Origin of the sequence: Pseudomonas parafulva (genome assembly GCF_000800255.1) — a bacterium.
Classification (GTDB): Bacteria; Pseudomonadota; Gammaproteobacteria; order Pseudomonadales; family Pseudomonadaceae; genus Aquipseudomonas; species Aquipseudomonas boreofloridensis.
In genome coordinates this window covers 3,394,941-3,409,618 of sequence record NZ_CP009747.1, presented here as the reverse complement: position 1 = coordinate 3,409,618, position 14,678 = coordinate 3,394,941, and the positions used below count along the sequence as shown (strand labels likewise).

14 protein-coding genes and 1 tRNA gene are annotated in these 14,678 nt (G+C 65.1%); 8 read left to right on the top strand and 7 right to left on the bottom strand.

The annotated features are described in order from the left end of the window. Positions 1 to 58 precede the first annotated feature (58 nt). From rplU to NJ69_RS14770, 5 genes are all read left to right on the top strand, one after another. Positions 59 to 373 carry a 50S ribosomal protein L21 gene (gene rplU, locus NJ69_RS14790; RefSeq protein WP_029614212.1) on the top strand — a complete coding sequence of 105 codons (315 nt, stop codon included), beginning with the start codon at positions 59 to 61 and terminating at the stop codon, positions 371 to 373. Positions 374 to 410: 37 nt separating this feature from the next. Continuing rightward, entirely contained in the window at positions 411 to 668 is a 258-nt protein-coding gene (gene rpmA / locus NJ69_RS14785; protein WP_029614211.1) for a 50S ribosomal protein L27, read from the top strand. A 188-nt stretch (positions 669 to 856) separates the two neighbouring features. Continuing rightward, the gene (gene cgtA / locus NJ69_RS14780) at positions 857 to 2,080 is read left to right on the top strand and encodes an Obg family GTPase CgtA (RefSeq protein ID WP_039580292.1); all 1,224 of its coding nucleotides are present in this window, start codon (positions 857 to 859) and stop codon (positions 2,078 to 2,080) included. Positions 2,081 to 2,295: 215 nt separating this feature from the next. Then, the gene (gene proB, locus NJ69_RS14775; RefSeq protein WP_039580289.1) at positions 2,296 to 3,414 is read left to right on the top strand and encodes a glutamate 5-kinase; all 1,119 of its coding nucleotides are present in this window, start codon (positions 2,296 to 2,298) and stop codon (positions 3,412 to 3,414) included. 11 nt (positions 3,415 to 3,425) lie between these two features. Beyond that, a complete protein-coding gene (locus NJ69_RS14770) occupies positions 3,426 to 3,884 on the top strand; it encodes a CreA family protein (RefSeq protein ID WP_029614210.1) in 459 nt (152 codons plus the stop codon). 248 nt (positions 3,885 to 4,132) lie between these two features. Here NJ69_RS14770 and mksF read toward each other — a convergent pair whose 3' ends face one another. Genes mksF through mksB form a run of 3 tightly spaced genes read right to left on the bottom strand, consistent with a single transcriptional unit; the run spans position 4,133 to position 8,944 of the window. Beyond that, entirely contained in the window at positions 4,133 to 6,964 is a 2,832-nt protein-coding gene (gene mksF / locus NJ69_RS14765) for an Mks condensin complex protein MksF (protein ID WP_039580286.1), read from the bottom strand. Further along, entirely contained in the window at positions 6,961 to 7,668 is a 708-nt protein-coding gene (mksE, locus tag NJ69_RS14760; RefSeq protein ID WP_039580283.1) for an Mks condensin complex protein MksE, read from the bottom strand. Before mksE ends, mksF begins: the two co-directional genes overlap by 4 nt. Then, complete coding sequence (gene mksB, locus NJ69_RS14755; protein WP_039580280.1) at positions 7,658 to 8,944, bottom strand: Mks condensin complex protein MksB; 1,287 nt, start codon at positions 8,942 to 8,944, stop codon at positions 7,658 to 7,660. Before mksB ends, mksE begins: the two co-directional genes overlap by 11 nt. A 220-nt stretch (positions 8,945 to 9,164) precedes the next feature. On the opposite strand from mksB, the gene NJ69_RS14750 reads away from it, so the two are divergent. Both NJ69_RS14750 and rimI read left to right on the top strand, forming a co-directional pair. After that, positions 9,165 to 9,968: a hypothetical protein gene (locus tag NJ69_RS14750; RefSeq protein WP_039580278.1), complete on the top strand. Its 804-nt coding sequence runs from the start codon at positions 9,165 to 9,167 to the stop codon at positions 9,966 to 9,968. Beyond that, positions 9,965 to 10,420 (top strand): ribosomal protein S18-alanine N-acetyltransferase, encoded by a 456-nt coding sequence (rimI, locus tag NJ69_RS14745; RefSeq protein WP_039580275.1) that lies wholly within the window; start codon positions 9,965 to 9,967, stop codon positions 10,418 to 10,420. Before NJ69_RS14750 ends, rimI begins: the two co-directional genes overlap by 4 nt. Before the next feature lie 6 nt (positions 10,421 to 10,426). On the opposite strand, the gene NJ69_RS14740 is transcribed toward rimI, so the two are convergent. Together NJ69_RS14740 and NJ69_RS14735 are read right to left on the bottom strand one after the other, a co-directional pair. Continuing rightward, positions 10,427 to 11,578, bottom strand: a complete 1,152-nt coding sequence (locus NJ69_RS14740) for a hypothetical protein (protein WP_039583266.1) — start codon at positions 11,576 to 11,578, stop codon at positions 10,427 to 10,429. An 80-nt stretch (positions 11,579 to 11,658) separates the two neighbouring features. Further along, the gene (locus tag NJ69_RS14735; protein WP_039580274.1) at positions 11,659 to 12,579 is read right to left on the bottom strand and encodes a LysR substrate-binding domain-containing protein; all 921 of its coding nucleotides are present in this window, start codon (positions 12,577 to 12,579) and stop codon (positions 11,659 to 11,661) included. Positions 12,580 to 12,718: 139 nt separating this feature from the next. Here NJ69_RS14735 and NJ69_RS14730 point away from each other — a divergent pair, with 139 nt between their 5' ends. Next, positions 12,719 to 13,336: a LysE family translocator gene (locus NJ69_RS14730; RefSeq protein ID WP_039580271.1), complete on the top strand. Its 618-nt coding sequence runs from the start codon at positions 12,719 to 12,721 to the stop codon at positions 13,334 to 13,336. A gap of 54 nt (positions 13,337 to 13,390) precedes the next feature. Here NJ69_RS14730 and NJ69_RS14725 read toward each other — a convergent pair. Both NJ69_RS14725 and NJ69_RS14720 read right to left on the bottom strand, forming a co-directional pair. Then, positions 13,391 to 13,467, bottom strand: a tRNA-Met gene (locus NJ69_RS14725). A gap of 94 nt (positions 13,468 to 13,561) precedes the next feature. Beyond that, positions 13,562 to 14,494, bottom strand: coding sequence for a FecR family protein (locus NJ69_RS14720; RefSeq protein ID WP_432416620.1), 933 nt, complete (start codon positions 14,492 to 14,494; stop codon positions 13,562 to 13,564). Between the last annotated feature and the right edge of the window lie 184 nt (positions 14,495 to 14,678).

The window sequence follows — 14,678 nt, the reverse complement described above, 5'->3', positions numbered from 1 at the left end:
TGCCAGCCAATACTCATCATATAAAGCGCTGGGTGAGCAGGATTATCGGAGATTCAAAATGTCCTACGCAGTAATCGTTACCGGCGGCAAGCAGTACAAAGTCGCTGAAGGTGAATTCCTCAAGATCGAGAAACTGGAAGTCGCCACTGGCGAATCCGTGACCTTCGATCGCGTTCTGCTGGTTGCCAACGGTGACGCCGTCACCATCGGTGCTCCAGTCGTTGCTGGCGCTAAAGTAGTGGCCGAAGTCGTTTCGCAAGGCCGCCACGACAAGGTTCGCATCATCAAGTTCCGCCGTCGTAAGCACCACATGAAGCGCATGGGCCACCGCCAGTGGTTCACCGAAATCAAAATCACCGGTATCCAGGCTTAATTGCCACGATCCCCTGAATTTATTGGAGAATTGAACCATGGCACACAAAAAAGCTGGTGGTAGTACTCGTAACGGTCGCGACTCAGAATCGAAACGCCTTGGCGTGAAGATGTATGGCGGCCAGGTCATCAAGCCGGGCAACATCATCGTCCGTCAGCGCGGTACCGAATTCCACGCTGGCTACGGCGTTGGCATGGGCAAGGACCACACCTTGTTCGCCAAGATCGACGGCGTGATCAAGTTCGAGAAGAAAGGCGAGTTCAACCGCCGCTATGTGAGCATCGTCGCCGCCTGATCGCGACGTCGCTCCAGAAGCCCCGTCATGCGACGGGGCTTTTTCGTTTGTGGTGAGCCTCTTGCAAAGCTGTTTGTCTGGGCTGCCGGCGTTGGTTTCTGGTTCGTACGGGGCCGCCGCGCTCATTTTTGCAAGAGCCTCAAGGTTTTCTGGTTTTCAACTCGTCGTTCGGCGAGAGGCGGTTTTGAATGAAGTTTGTTGACGAAGTATCGATCCGGGTAAAAGCCGGTGACGGCGGTAATGGTTGCATGAGCTTCCGCCGCGAAAAATTCATCGAGAACGGTGGTCCCAACGGCGGTGACGGTGGCGACGGCGGCTCGGTGTTCATGGTGGCCGACGAGAACCTCAATACTCTGGTCGACTACCGCTACACCCGCCACCACGAAGCCCAGCGCGGGCAGAACGGCGGCAGCACCGACTGTACCGGCAAGAAGGGCGAGGACCTGTACCTGCGCGTGCCGGTCGGCACCACGGTGATCGACGCCTCCACCCAGGAGATCATCGGTGACCTGATCACCCCCGGCCAGAAGCTGATGGTCGCCCAGGGCGGCTGGCACGGCCTGGGCAACACCCGCTTCAAGTCCAGCACCAACCGTGCGCCGCGCCAGACCACGCCAGGCAAGCCGGGCGAGCAGCGTGACCTGAAGATGGAAATGAAGGTGCTGGCCGATGTCGGCTTGCTGGGTCTGCCCAATGCGGGCAAGAGCACCTTCATCCGCTCGGTCTCGGCCGCCAAGCCGAAAGTCGCCGACTACCCGTTCACCACCCTGGTGCCGAACCTGGGCGTGGTCAGCGTCGACCGCTGGAAAAGCTTCGTCATCGCCGACATCCCCGGCCTGATCGAAGGGGCTTCCGAAGGCGCCGGCCTGGGTATCCGCTTCCTCAAGCACCTGGCGCGTACCCGCGTGCTGCTGCACCTGGTCGACCTGGCGCCGCTGGATGAAAGCAGCCCGGCCGATGCCGCCGAGGTGATCATCAACGAGCTGGCGCAGTTCAGCCCGGCGTTGGTCGATCGCGAGCGCTGGCTGGTGCTGAACAAGGCCGACATGATCATGGACGAGGACCGCGACGCGCGGGTCAAGGAAGTGGTCGAGCGCCTGAACTGGGAAGGCCCGGTCTACGTGATCTCGGCCATCGCCAAGCAGGGCACCGAGCAGCTCAGCCACGATCTCATGCGTTACCTGGAAGACCGCGCCGACCGCCTGGCCAACGATCCGGCCTATGCCGCCGAGCTCAACGAGCTCGACCAGCGCATCGAAGACGAGGCCCGGGCCCAGTTGCAAGCCCTGGATGACGCCCGCACCCTGCGCCGCACCGGGGTCAAGAGCGTGCATGACATCGGCGACGATGACGACTGGGACGACTTCGAGGACGACGAAGACGGTCCGGAAATCATTTACGTGCGCGACTGACCGGTTGCAGTACACTGAACGCCGCTCTTCGAGTAGTGTGCCGTGATCAGGCTTGGGCGTTGAGCCCATCGCGGGACGAGCCCGCTCCCACAGGTCCGCTGCAATCCTTGTGGGAGCGGGCTTGTCCCGCGATGGCCTCAACACCCTCTCACGGTACGCCGCTCGAATGAGCGGCGTTTTGGTATCTACAGATTCGACATGGGTTGGAAGAGAAGATGCGAAGCAAGGTGACGGGCGCCCGGCGCTGGGTCGTGAAGATCGGCAGTGCGCTGCTGACCGCCGACGGCAAGGGCCTGGATCGTGGTGCGATGGCGGTCTGGGTCGAGCAGATGGTGGCGCTGCGCGAAGCGGGCGTGGAACTGGTGCTGGTGTCCTCCGGGGCCGTGGCCGCGGGCATGAGCCAACTGGGCTGGACTGCCCGACCCAGCGCGATGAACGAGTTGCAGGCTGCCGCGTCCATCGGCCAGATGCGTCTGGTGCAGGCCTGGGAGTCGAGCTTCGGCGAGCACGGCAAGCACACCGCACAGATCCTCCTGACCCACGACGACCTGTCCGACCGCAAGCGCTACCTCAACGCCCGCAGTACCCTGCGCACCCTGGTCGACCTGGGTGTGGTGCCGGTGATCAACGAGAACGACACCGTGGTCACCGACGAGATCCGTTTCGGCGACAACGACACCCTGGCGGCGCTGGTGGCCAACCTGGTCGAGGCCGACCTGCTGGTGATCCTCACCGACCGCGACGGCATGTTCGACGCCGACCCGCGCAACAACCCCGAAGCCCAACTGATCCATGAAGCCCGCGCCGACGACCCGTCGCTCGACGCCGTGGCCGGCGGCACCGGTGGCGCGCTCGGTCGCGGTGGCATGCAGACCAAGCTGCGCGCCGCGCGCCTGGCAGCCCGCTCCGGTGCCCATACCATCATCATCGGCGGGCGCATCGAGCGCGTACTTGATCGGCTCAAGGCCGGCGAGCGCCTGGGCACGCTGCTGTCGCCCGAGCGCGGCATGCTCGCGGCGCGCAAACAGTGGCTGGCCGGCCATCTGCAGACCCGTGGCACGCTGGTGCTCGATGCCGGTGCCGTCAAGGCCCTGCGCGAGTCGCACAAGAGTCTGCTGCCGGTCGGCGTGAAGACCGTGCAGGGCAGCTTCCGGCGCGGCGAAATGGTGGTCTGCGTGGGCCCGGACGGTCTTGAAGTGGCACGCGGCCTGGCCAACTACAGCGCCCTGGAGGCGCAGAAGATCATCGGTCAGCCGTCCGATGCCATCGAGCGTCTGCTGGGCTACAGCGCCGAGCCGGAGCTGGTGCACCGCGACAATCTGGTACTGGTCTGAGGAGTTCGCACATGCTGAAAAGGATGATTGCCGTGGCCGCGCTGGCGCTGCCGATGCTGGCTGGGGCCGATGAAATCGGTCAGGTGTCGACCGTGTTCAAGTTCCTTGGGCCGAATGACCGTATCGTGGTCGAGGCCTTCGACGATCCCAAGGTGGAGGGTGTGACCTGCTACTTGTCGCGGGCCAAGACCGGCGGGGTGAAGGGCGGGCTGGGCCTGGCCGAAGACCGCGCCGAGGCCTCCATCGCCTGTCGTCAGGTCGGCCCGATCAGCTTCAAGACCGAGCTCAAGGACGGTGAGGTGGTGTTCAAGGAGCGCACCTCGCTGGTGTTCAAGACCATGCAGGTGGTGCGCTTCCTCGACAAGAAGCGCAACACGCTGGTGTATTTGGTGTACAGCGACCGTATCGTCGAAGGCAGCCCGCAGAATGCGGTGACGGCAATTCCGATCCGGCCGTGGGCGCAACAGTGAAACTGTGCTGATGTTGCGCTCGATGACGCTGCAGTCGAGCGCGCCCCTGTAGGAGCGGCCTTGTGTCGCGATCGGGCGCGAAGCGGCCGCAAATCTGGCGACCGAGATCTTCCTGAAAGTCCGCAGTGGCTGATTTCACGGCCGCTTTGCGCCCGATCGCGACACAAGGCCGCTCCCACGCGGGTTTGAACTGCGTCCCGAACGTAGAGGGGTGTCCAACATTTGGGGCGCAGCTCATCTTCACGATATCAGGCCAGTTCCTCGGCCTGATCCTCCCGCACGATCGCCTTCTCCACATCCCGCCGACTGATGTACTTCCAGTCCGATTCGTCGATGTAGATCCCGTTCGGCCCGCTGCCGCCCTCCAGGTCGATCGCCACGTGGGCCGACACCTGCGGCTTCACGCTCGCCAGGATCGGCACGAAGCCCAACTGCTGGCTGGTCTCCAGCAGCGCCGCCTGGTTGCGCTCGTCAATGTCCGCCGCTTCGTCGAGGTAATACGGCAGGCGGATGCGGCCGGCCAGGTCGCGGTCCATCAGGTGCAGCAACAGGTACATGTTGGTCAGCGCCTTGATGGTCATGGTGGTGCCGTTGGAGGCGGCGCCGTCGATGTCGGCGTGGATCACCGGCTGGCTGTTGATCTTGGTGATCTCGAAGGCCAGTTCGAACAGGTCCTTCAGGCCCAGCTGGTTGTGGTTGGCCGCCACCAGTCGCGCCAGGTACTCCTTGGCCTCTTCGTTCTTGTTGTCCTGCTCGGCGTTCTGCGTGAGGTCGAACACCGACAGGGTTTCGCCTTCCTCGTACTGGCCGGCGCTGTGGATGATCTGGTCGATGTGCTTGAGCGCTTCCTTGTTCGGCGCCAGCACCACGCGGAAGCTCTCCAGGTTCGACACCTGGCGGCGGTTGATCTCGCGGTTGAACAGGGCCAGTTGGTGCTCGAGGCTGTCATAGTCGCTGCGGATGTTGCGCAAGGTCCGGGCGATGTCGGTGACGGCGGCGCGGCGGGCCTTGGCCAGTGTCAGCGCTTCCTCGGTGCGGTGCGAATAGGCGTTGATCAACAGCGACAGGCGGCGCTCCATGTCGTCTTCGCTGTCGAACTTGGCCACGCCCTTCAGGCGCACCTGGGCATACAGCGCCTCGATCTGGTTGTCCACGCGCTGCAAGGCCTGCCAGCTGTCCTGGTAGTCGTTGAGCAGCGGCAGCAGGTTGTCCATCGAGTCGTCCACCGGCTCCATGAACGGCGTGCCGAACGGCAGGTCGGCCGGCAGCAGTTGGCGGCGACGCAGGGCGTCGTCCAGGGTGCGCTGCTTGGCTTCCATGTCGGCGATCTGGCGGCCGACCAGTTGCAGCTTGGCCGACAGTTGCTGGACGCGCTCGGTGAACGCGTCGCTGGAGCGCTTGAGCTCGTCCTGGGCCGCTTCGAACTGGGCCAGCTGTTCGAGCTTCTCTGGCTCTTCTGCGCTCAGCGTTTCGCTGCGGCGGAAGTCTTCCAGGGCCTTCTGCGCGTCCAGCACCTGCTGGTACAGCGCCTCGGTCTGGGCCTTGCTCGCGGCGCGATCCAGGGCCACGGCCTGCTGGGTCTTGAGCTGGCGCAGCTCTTTTTCCAGGCGCTCCTTCTGATCGCGCAGGGCGGCGCGGTCGGCCAGGGCCTGCAGCGCTGGCGGTTCGATGTGCGACAGGTCGATGGACAGCCCCGGCACCTCGAAACGTTCGCCCTTGAAGCGGTCGAGCACCTGCTCCAGGGTGCTCACCCACTGGTCGCCGTCGTCCACCTCGATGCCGCGCTCGCCCAGCGGCAGGCTGAACAGCGCGCCGTTGAACAGGCGCATCAGGCGGTCGACGTCCTGCTGCGAGAATTCCTCGCGCAGGCGCGCATAGCTGTTGTTGTCGGCGTGCTCGAGCTGCTGCTTGACGGCCTTGAGGCGTTTTTCCAGGTCGCGCACGCGCTCGTCGAGGTCTTCGGCGGAGAACTGGCGCGACTGCGCCAGGGCGCCGGCCAGTTCGTCGTGGGCGTCCTTGGCCGCCAGCAGTTGCTGCTCCAGTACCTTGACGTCATCGACCAGGGCGAAGCGGTGCTTGAGCACCGACAGCTCGCCAAGCCAGCGCTGGATGCCGGTGATCTCCCGCTCCAGGCGCATCAGCTCCTGGGTGCCGCCGCGCTGGTCGTTCTGCAGGGCGTCCTGCTCGGCCCGGTAGTGCTCGGCCTGGATCACCAGTTCGTCCTTGCGCGCGGCCGCGTAGTCCTGCCAGGTGCCGAGCAGGCTGTCGAGCAGCGGCGAGAGGCGGTGCAGCTTACCGCGCAGAATGTCGCGCTGAGCCACGCCACCGGCCAGGGCCTCGACCAGCGGACCGGCCGCGACCAGCGCGTTGTAGTCCTGCTCCATGCGTCGCACGTCGCGGAAGGCTTCTTCGCACGCCGCGATGTAGTCGACACTGCCCGAGCGCAGGCTGTGCTCGAAGGCGTCGAGGAACAGCTGCTTGAGCTTGGCGGCGGTGATCTCGCGCATATGCAGCAGGTTGATGAACAGCGCGCGGAAGGTCTTCAGGCTCTGTTCGCTGGTCGAGCGCAGCGGAATCAGGGTGAGGTCCAGCGGCACCGAGGTGTGCCCGCCCACCAGCAGCCGGCGCAATTCGTCCGGCTTGAGCTCGTAGGCCTTCAGGCCATTGCGCTCCAGGTTGGTGAACAGCTCCTTCTGGCGCAGGCAGGTGTCGTCTTTCTGGTAATGGGCCAGGTCCAGTTCACCCTGGTAGGCAAAGAACTGGTGACCGAAACCGCCGCCGGGTCCACGGCCGACCACGCCGATCACGTGCGGGCCGTGGGGCAGGTTCAGTTCGCAGAGGATATAGCTGGTGTCGCTGGCGAAGTAGAACCGCCGCGACTGCTCCAGGCTGTACTTGCCGAAGGCCATGTCCGACATGCGCGCCAGAATCGGGAATTGCAGCGCGTTGATCGATGCCGATTTACCCAGGTTGTTGGCGCCGTACACCGACAGCGGGTGCTCCAGCGGGAACAGGCCGAGGCTGTAGCCGGCGGTGTTGAGCAGTGCGAAGCGGCGAATGCCGTAGCGTTCCTGGCTCATGCGTCAATCTCCTGTTGCTCTTCGCGGATGGCACGGGCCAGGGCGTCTTCTTCGGACTCCTCGCCGTCGAACGGCGTCAGGTCCAGCGGGTCGTCGGTGCGGTGCAGTTCTTCGGGCGTTTCTTCTTCGATCAGCACCGGTGTCGGCAACGGCAGGTCGCTGTGCAGGGTGGCGGCCAGGTCGCGGTCCTGCTGGACCGACAGACACACGTCGAGGAAACGGTGCATCGGCGGCAGGAAGCGGTAAATGCCACCTTCCTCGAAGGCGAAGCCCAATTGCGTCATGCGCCGCAGGATTTTCTCTTCGAGCTCCTCGACCGTCTGTACCTCGGCCTGCACGAACAGGTCGCGGTACTTCTCCAGCAGCGAGGGCAACTCGTCGCGGCCGATGCTGCCGCCGTCGAGCACGGCGATCGGGTCGCGGCCCTGGTCGGCCAGGTGCTCGACCAGGATGAAGGTGAACAGTGCCAGGCGTTGGGCGGTCTTGTTCACCTGCGCGGCGGCCTGTTCGGGGACGAAGTAGTAGAAGCCGCGGGTGTCACACACCAGTTCGAAGCCCAAGGCCTTGAACAGGCTGCGGTAGGCATCCTGGAAATTCGACAACTGGGCGTACAGTTCCGGGTCGCGGCGGCTGATGTGGAAGCCCTTGAACAGCTCGCGGAAGATCGGCGCGAGCTGGGACAGTTCGGAAAGATCAAGATGCATGGACGGGACTCGCGGTGGATTCGGTGGCGGCCGGCGAGGGCTCGCGGCTGGAGGTCAGGGCGAAGGAGCGCAGGCTGACCACGTGTTCGCGGGTGAGGTAGTCCTGGCGCTCCAGGCGCGCGCGGCTGAAGCGCTTTTCACGCGACAGGCGCGAGAACCAGTACAGCAATTCGTCGGTGGCGCCTTCGGGCTCCTGCTCCAGCAACCAGACCATCAGGTCGGGCAGCGGCAGGGCGTCTTCGCAGCGTTCGAGCATTTCCTTGACCGTGCGTGGCGCGCGCGGCAGCGGGCCTTTGTCGGTCCTGTGCGCCTTGGGGAAGCGCGCCGGCTTGGGCTCGAAGCGGGCCAGCGCATACACATAGGCTTCGACCTGGCTGGCGCTGCCAAGGAAGGTGCTCTGCGGTCGGGTGAACAGCGGCATGGCCGCCTGTGGCACGGCATCCAGGCCTTTCTTGCGGATCACCGACAGGGCCAGCGCGGCGCCGCGGGTCACGGCGTTGTGCCGACGGGCTTCCTCGCGCAGCGGCAGCAGCAGTTCACGGGCATGGCGCAGGGTGAGCTGGGCGCTGGTCTGCATCTCGAGGATGCGCGCGTGGGTGCGCAACAGCATGTCGTCGTCGACCAGATGACCCAGGCGCGCCTGCTCGCCGAGCAGGCGCAGCAGCACGGTCTCGACCTTGCGTACGCCCTGCTCGAAGGCGCCGTCGGCATTGACCAGCTGGATCATCGGCTCGACGTATTCGTCCCAGGTCGCCAGCACTTCGGCGTAGCGCTGACGCAGGGGGATCTGGCGGTTGCTGGTCTTGGCCCGTTCGGCCACGGCCACCAGCGCCTGCTCGTCGTTGTCGAGCTTCTTCAGCACGTCGCGCACGCGCATGTCGAGCAGGCGCAGTTGGCGCGCCAGGTCGTCGCTGTCGCGGTTGTCGAAGGCGTCCTGGATATGCCCGGCCAGACGCTCGAGGTGGCGCAGGTAGGCTTCGATCTCCAGGCACAGGCCCAGGCGGTGCTCGCGGCGCAGGTAGGCGAGGAAGTCGTGGATCTGCGCGTTGAGCTCGAAGCGGTTCGGGCTCTTGGCCACCGGGACCAGGATGTCCAGGCGGATCCACACGTCGAGCAGTTGGGTGATGTCCTGCGCGGTGCTCTCCACCTGCTGGCGGGCCAGTTGCTGGCGCAGCTCGACCAGGCTCAGGGTGCCCTGGTCGAAACGCTCGCACAGCGGCTCGATCAAGGCCCAGTGTTCGGCTAGGGCGCGCAGGACGCGCTTGGGTTCGATCATTGGCGGGTCGACTCGTTGCCAAATAAAAGCGGCGATTGTACTGCATCAGGGGGGCAGGGTTTCACCCCTTGGTCCGGGTTTTGCCCGGCCCGGGTGGCTTGGTCGCGGATGAACCCGCGCCTGGGCGGTGCGCGCAGCCTCGGAAGCGGGATTGGCTCGGAAAATTTCCGCCAACGGCGTTAGAATGCCCGACCGCACCCAACCCTCCGGAACCTGAGCCGTGCTGACCGAGCCCCGCCGCCGCGCCTACCTGTCCGCCATGCAAGTGGTGCACTGGCTGCCGCGCGCCGAACTGCCGTTCGCGGCGCCTTCGCGGCCCGAGTTGCTGCTGCCGGTGCCGCCGGTGGATACACCGGACTTCGAGGTGCAGCCGACGCGCCCGGCAGCCGCCACTCAGGCCGAGGCGGTGCCGGTCGCCGGCCAAGTGCGTCAGATCGAGCGACCGAAGATCGAGATTCCGCGCCCAGGCAGCACGCCCAAACCGGCCGCCCCGGTGGCCGAGCGCGAGCCGGAGGCGCCCAAGGTCGCAAGGCCCGCGCCGGTGCCGCCGCCGCGCTTCGCTTTACAGTTGCTGCGCGCGGGCAAGTGCCTGCTGTTGGTGGAGTTGGCCACCGGGCAGCCGTTCCAGAGCCGCGACCCGTCCTATCTGCTGCTCAAGGACATGCTGCGCGCTGCCGGCCTGCCCGACGCCCCGCAGATCGTCGGCGAGCCGGTGCGTTGGCCGCTGCTGTTGCGCAGCACCATGGACCAGGGCCCGGAGTCGGCGCGCGACTTCGTCCAGGGCTTTGTCCAGGCGCGCCTGGAGGAAGTCCCCAGCCACTGTGTGTGGTTGGTCGGCCTGCCAGCGGTACGCTTCGCCGCCGCTGCCGACGAGCAGGCGTACTACCAGATGCTCACGGTCGAGGGCCTGGGCGAGGTCTGGGCACTGCCGGGTCTTGAACTGTTGATGGACGAGCCGCCGCGCAAGGCGCTCGTCTGGAAAGCCATGCGCCAGCTGATGGCGCGCTGGAAGAGCGTTGAATGAGTGACTCGATCAGTTTCCGCCCGATGACCGAGGCGGATCTGGATGCCGTACTGAAGATCGAATATGCCGCCTTCAGTCATCCCTGGACCCGCGGCATCTTTCAGGATGCGCTCAAGTCCTACGAAGTGTGGTTGATGTTCGACGGCCAGCAGCAGGTGGGACACGGGGTGATCAACGTGATCATCGACGAAGCGCACCTGCTCAACATCACCGTCAAGCCGGAGAACCAGGGGCGCGGGCTGGGCCTGCGCCTGCTCCAGCACCTGATGGCACGGGCCTGGCAGCTCAATGGCCGGGAATGCTTCCTGGAAGTGCGCGCCAGCAACCAGTCGGCCTATCGGTTGTACGAGCGTTACGGCTTCAACGAAATCGGCCGGCGCCGGGACTACTACCCGGCGCCAGGCGGACGCGAAGATGCGTTGGTGATGGCCTGCACCTTGCTCGAGGACTGACGCGGGCTAAAGCTCCACCTCGACCGGCCTGCGCAAATCGCGCAGGCTGCGCGTCACGCTCCCGGTGTTGCACTTGGCGGCGGCCTGTGCCGGCGTCATGTCGCGCAGGGTGCGGTAGAACAGCTCGCAGGTCTGCTTCTTCTGCGTCACTTGCCACTTGGTCGCACAGGCCTCCAGCGTCAGCTTGGCGTCGGCGTTAGGATTGCGCCCCATCCCGGCCTGCCAGCAGGCGGCGGTCAGATCCTGGCCCATCATCTTCAGCCCCGCCGCGTCGGCCTTGTCCTGATCGCCGCCGGTGTTGTTCTTGTCCGCTGCATACCAGATCGCACTGGGGTGGTTGGCGCCGAGCACTGGCACCTGGCTGCCGGCCTGCGGGCTGATGCTGACCAGCCCCAGTACGTTCACCTTAGGCCCGTACTGCTGCTGGATCCAGCTGCGCACCGGGGCGCCGAAGGCCACCATCGGCAGCGGCTGGGCGCCCTGGCGCAAGGTCATCTGCTTGACCATGCGCGTCTGGTAGTCGCTGAAGTAGCTGTAGGTGCCCTCCAGGTCCTTGCCGGCGCTGGCGGGCGCCGCAATCGGGGCAATGTCGACGATGGTCTGGTAGGCCGGGGTCTGGCTGGCGTCGATGCCGTTGAAGGTGAGCAACTGTGCCCAACGGTCGGTGGTGTTCGAGCGCAGGTAGTCCTGGGCCTGGGTGAGCGAGTAATCCGGTGGGAAATGCAGCAGCTCGATGCTGCGGCGGTTCTCCAGGGCCATGCCCAGCGGCAGGAACAAGTACCAGTCGTAGGCCCATTTGCCGTCCTTGTTCAGACGGGTGGCGCCCTGATAGGCCAGCTCGCCACTGTCGAGCAACTGGCGCAGCGGCTCGGCGTAGCTCGGTGGGACATCGCTGATGAGGGCTTGCACATGGTCGTCGCTGTTTCGACTGACCTGAACCTGGGCGTTGGCGTAGCCGTCGCGACGCACGCTCTGGGTCAGGTAGTGCTCGACGGTCTGCTCCAGAGTCCAGTCGCGAAAGCAGATCACATGGCAATTGTTGGGAAAGGCGAACAGGCGGGTGACCCGCTGCGCATCGCCCAGGTCGATGCGCGCATCGGCCTGGACCAGGCCGCTGAAGGCGAGGGCGGCCAGGGCCGATACAGCCAGCTTGTGCATGCGTAACTCCTTGTCGGTGGCCGCCGGGGCCGGCGGGCTGTCCATACTGGATGAAGAAGCGGGTTCCTGAACAGCGCCGGTCATGGCTCTATGCCACTTTTTTCCGGCGCCGCCGGGATACGGTCGGCCTCCCGTTCCAGACCCCACTCAACCAGGCTCTTGCGACACTGCAGCCTCGCCCAGTCGGCGAAGCGCTGGCGCTTGCTGCCGTCGTCCAATGGCTGCGGGCTGAGCAGGTGATAGGCCGAGCCATCGCGCACAAAGCCGAAGGGGGCCTGCAACTGGCCGCTGTCCAACTCGTCACCGACCATCAGCGCCGAGGCCATGGCCAGACCCAGCCCGGCACTGGCGGCCTGGATCGACAGGTAGAAGTGCTGGAAGTCGCTGCGCTGTGCCCCCGCGACGCTATGGCCGCTCAGCCGTTGCCAGGTGTTCCAGGCCGTGGGCCGGGTATCGCTGTGCAACAGGCGTTGGCCGTCGAGCACGCTGGCAGCGGCCGAGCCCGCGACCGGGCCGATCCATTCCTCGCAGAGCTTGAGGCTGTGCAGGGCGCGATCCCAATGGAAATCGTCGCGGCGCAGGGCCAGGTCGATGCCGCCACGGGCGAAATCCACCGGGCCGCCTGCGGCCACCAGGTGCAGATGCAGGTCCGGGTGGCTGGCGTGGAAATCCGGCAGGCGCGGGATCAGCCAGCGCATGGCCAGCGTCGGCTCGCATGACAGGACGAGAATGTCGTCCTGTTGCTGCAAGCGTTCGACGGTGCTCGCCAACTGCTCGAAGATCGCCTGGGTGGTGTCGTACAGCGCGCGTCCAGCCGCGGTAAGAAATACCGCGCGGTTGCGCCGTTCGAACAACGCCACTCCCAGCCCTTCCTCGAGCAGACGGACCTGACGACTGACGGCGCCATGGGTGACGTGCAACTGCTCGGCTGCGGCGACGAAGCTTTCGTGGCGGGCAGCGCTGTCGAAGTAGCGCAGGGCGGCAAGAGGAGGGAGTTTCACCAGCAGTCATCCAGGTTCGAGTGGGGGATCTGTGATGAAAACTAGCAGATCAGAGGCCGAGGAAATCGTTTTTCGCCTGTCTGACGGCCCTCGATAATGACGCTCACTGTGTCTATTCATCGCCTATCGAGGATTCACTATGACCGAACTGCTTGCCGTCGCCCTGTTCACCCTGTTGGCCGTGATCAGTCCTGGGGCCGACTTCGCCATGGTCACCCGCAGCAGTTATGCACAGGGCCGTCGCGCTGGGTTGGCGGCGGCGCTGGGCATCGCCCTCGGAGTGCAGGTGCACGTGTTCTACACCCTGTTCGGCATCGGGCTGGTCATCAGCCACAGCCCAGCGCTGTTTTTGTCGATGAAGGTGATGGGCGCGGGGTATCTCATCTACCTGGGCTACAAGTCGCTGACCAACACCCAGCGCATCCGCCTCGATGGGCCCACGCAAGCCGGTGCGACCAGCACATTCGCCGCACTGCGCACGGGCTTTCTCACCAACGCCCTGAATCCCAAGACCATGCTCTTCGTAATCAGCGCCTATACCCAGGTGGTGACGCCGGGCAGCGCGCTGATGGTGAACCTGGCGTACGGGGCGTTCATGTCGTTCGCTCACTGGGCATGGTTCAGCCTGGTAGCGGTGTTTTTCTCGAGTGAAAGGCTGCGTGGGGCGATGATCGAGCGACAGCACGTGGTGGACCGGGTGATCGGTGTCGCGCTGATCGGCCTGGGGTTGACCGTGGCTGTGGCGGGTGTGCGCTGAAGAAATCGCAGGCAAAGAAAAAGGGCTTACCTTGCGGTAAGCCCTTTTCAGGTTTGGTGGCTACACAGGGACTTGAACCCCGGACCCCAGCATTATGAATGCTATGCTCTAACCAACTGAGCTATGTAGCCAATGGCGCGCATTATTCTCTTGTGATGCCCTTGTGTCAACACTCATTTCAAAAAAAATCTACACGGTTTCAGACGCTTAGCCGTGCACCTCACCTCAATGGACGATCAGCGCCTGGCCGAGCAAGGGGTAGGCCCGCAGTTGCTGGTCGGCGATCAGCGCATCCAGCGTATTGCTGGCAGGGTCCAGCGCAAAATCGCCGCTGATTCGGCGTTGCCCGATCTGCGCGTCCAGCACCCACACCCGCATACCCCGATAACCGGCCAGCGCCTCCAGCACCTGCTGCAAAGGCAGGTCGCGGGCGATCAAGCGACCGTCGCGCCACGCCTGAAGGCTGCGGGTGTCGACTTTTTCCACCGCCTCCAGATGCCCCGAATCGAACCGCACCCGCTCGCCGGCCGAGAGCAGGCGCTGGTCGCCGCCCTGGCGGATCACGGCCTTGCCGTTGAGCACCACCAGCTCGTCGTGATCGCCGTAGCGGCTGAGCCTCAGGCGCGTGGCGAAGACCTGGATCGACACATCGTCCACCTGGACTTCCAGCGCGCGCCCATCGAGGTTGACCTCCAGATCCACCAAGCCCTGCACCAGTTGCAACTGTCGGGTGCGACCGCGCAAGTCCACGTTCATCGCGCTGGCACCGTCCAAGTGCAGGGTGGAGCCATCGGCCAGACGCACGCTGCGCCGCTCGCCAGCACTGGTGTGCAGTTCGCTGCCCAGGCGCTGCATCAGTGGCCAGTAGACAAAGGCCAGTGCGGCCAGCAGCAGCAGGAACAGCGCGCCGAGCAGGCTGCCCCAGTGGCTGCGGCGCAGCGCCAGCGGTCGTGGACGCGGCCGCCCGGCCGGGGTCGGCACTGAGCCAGGACGGTGCTGCAGGGCGGCGAAGGCGCGAGCGTTTTCCGGGTCCTGGCACCACTGGGCGAAGGCCTTGCGCTGCTGCGCGTGACTGCCGGGGCGGCTCAGCAGGGCCAGCCACTGCAGCGCTTCTTGGTGGGGATCAGGGTCGAACCGCGCGGCTGGCATCGGGCTCATGGTATCGGTCGGCTCGCGAAGCGGGCAGGGTGCCCGGAACTGAGGGAAGGGAGCGAAAGATGCTAATTGTAGTGAGAACCATTTACAAGTACGCATCGGATGGATGGCGCCCCGCTGGCAAATTAGGGGTGGCTTCGTATCGAGATGTTTCTAATAATCGGAGCCCAACCAGAGCACGGATGTC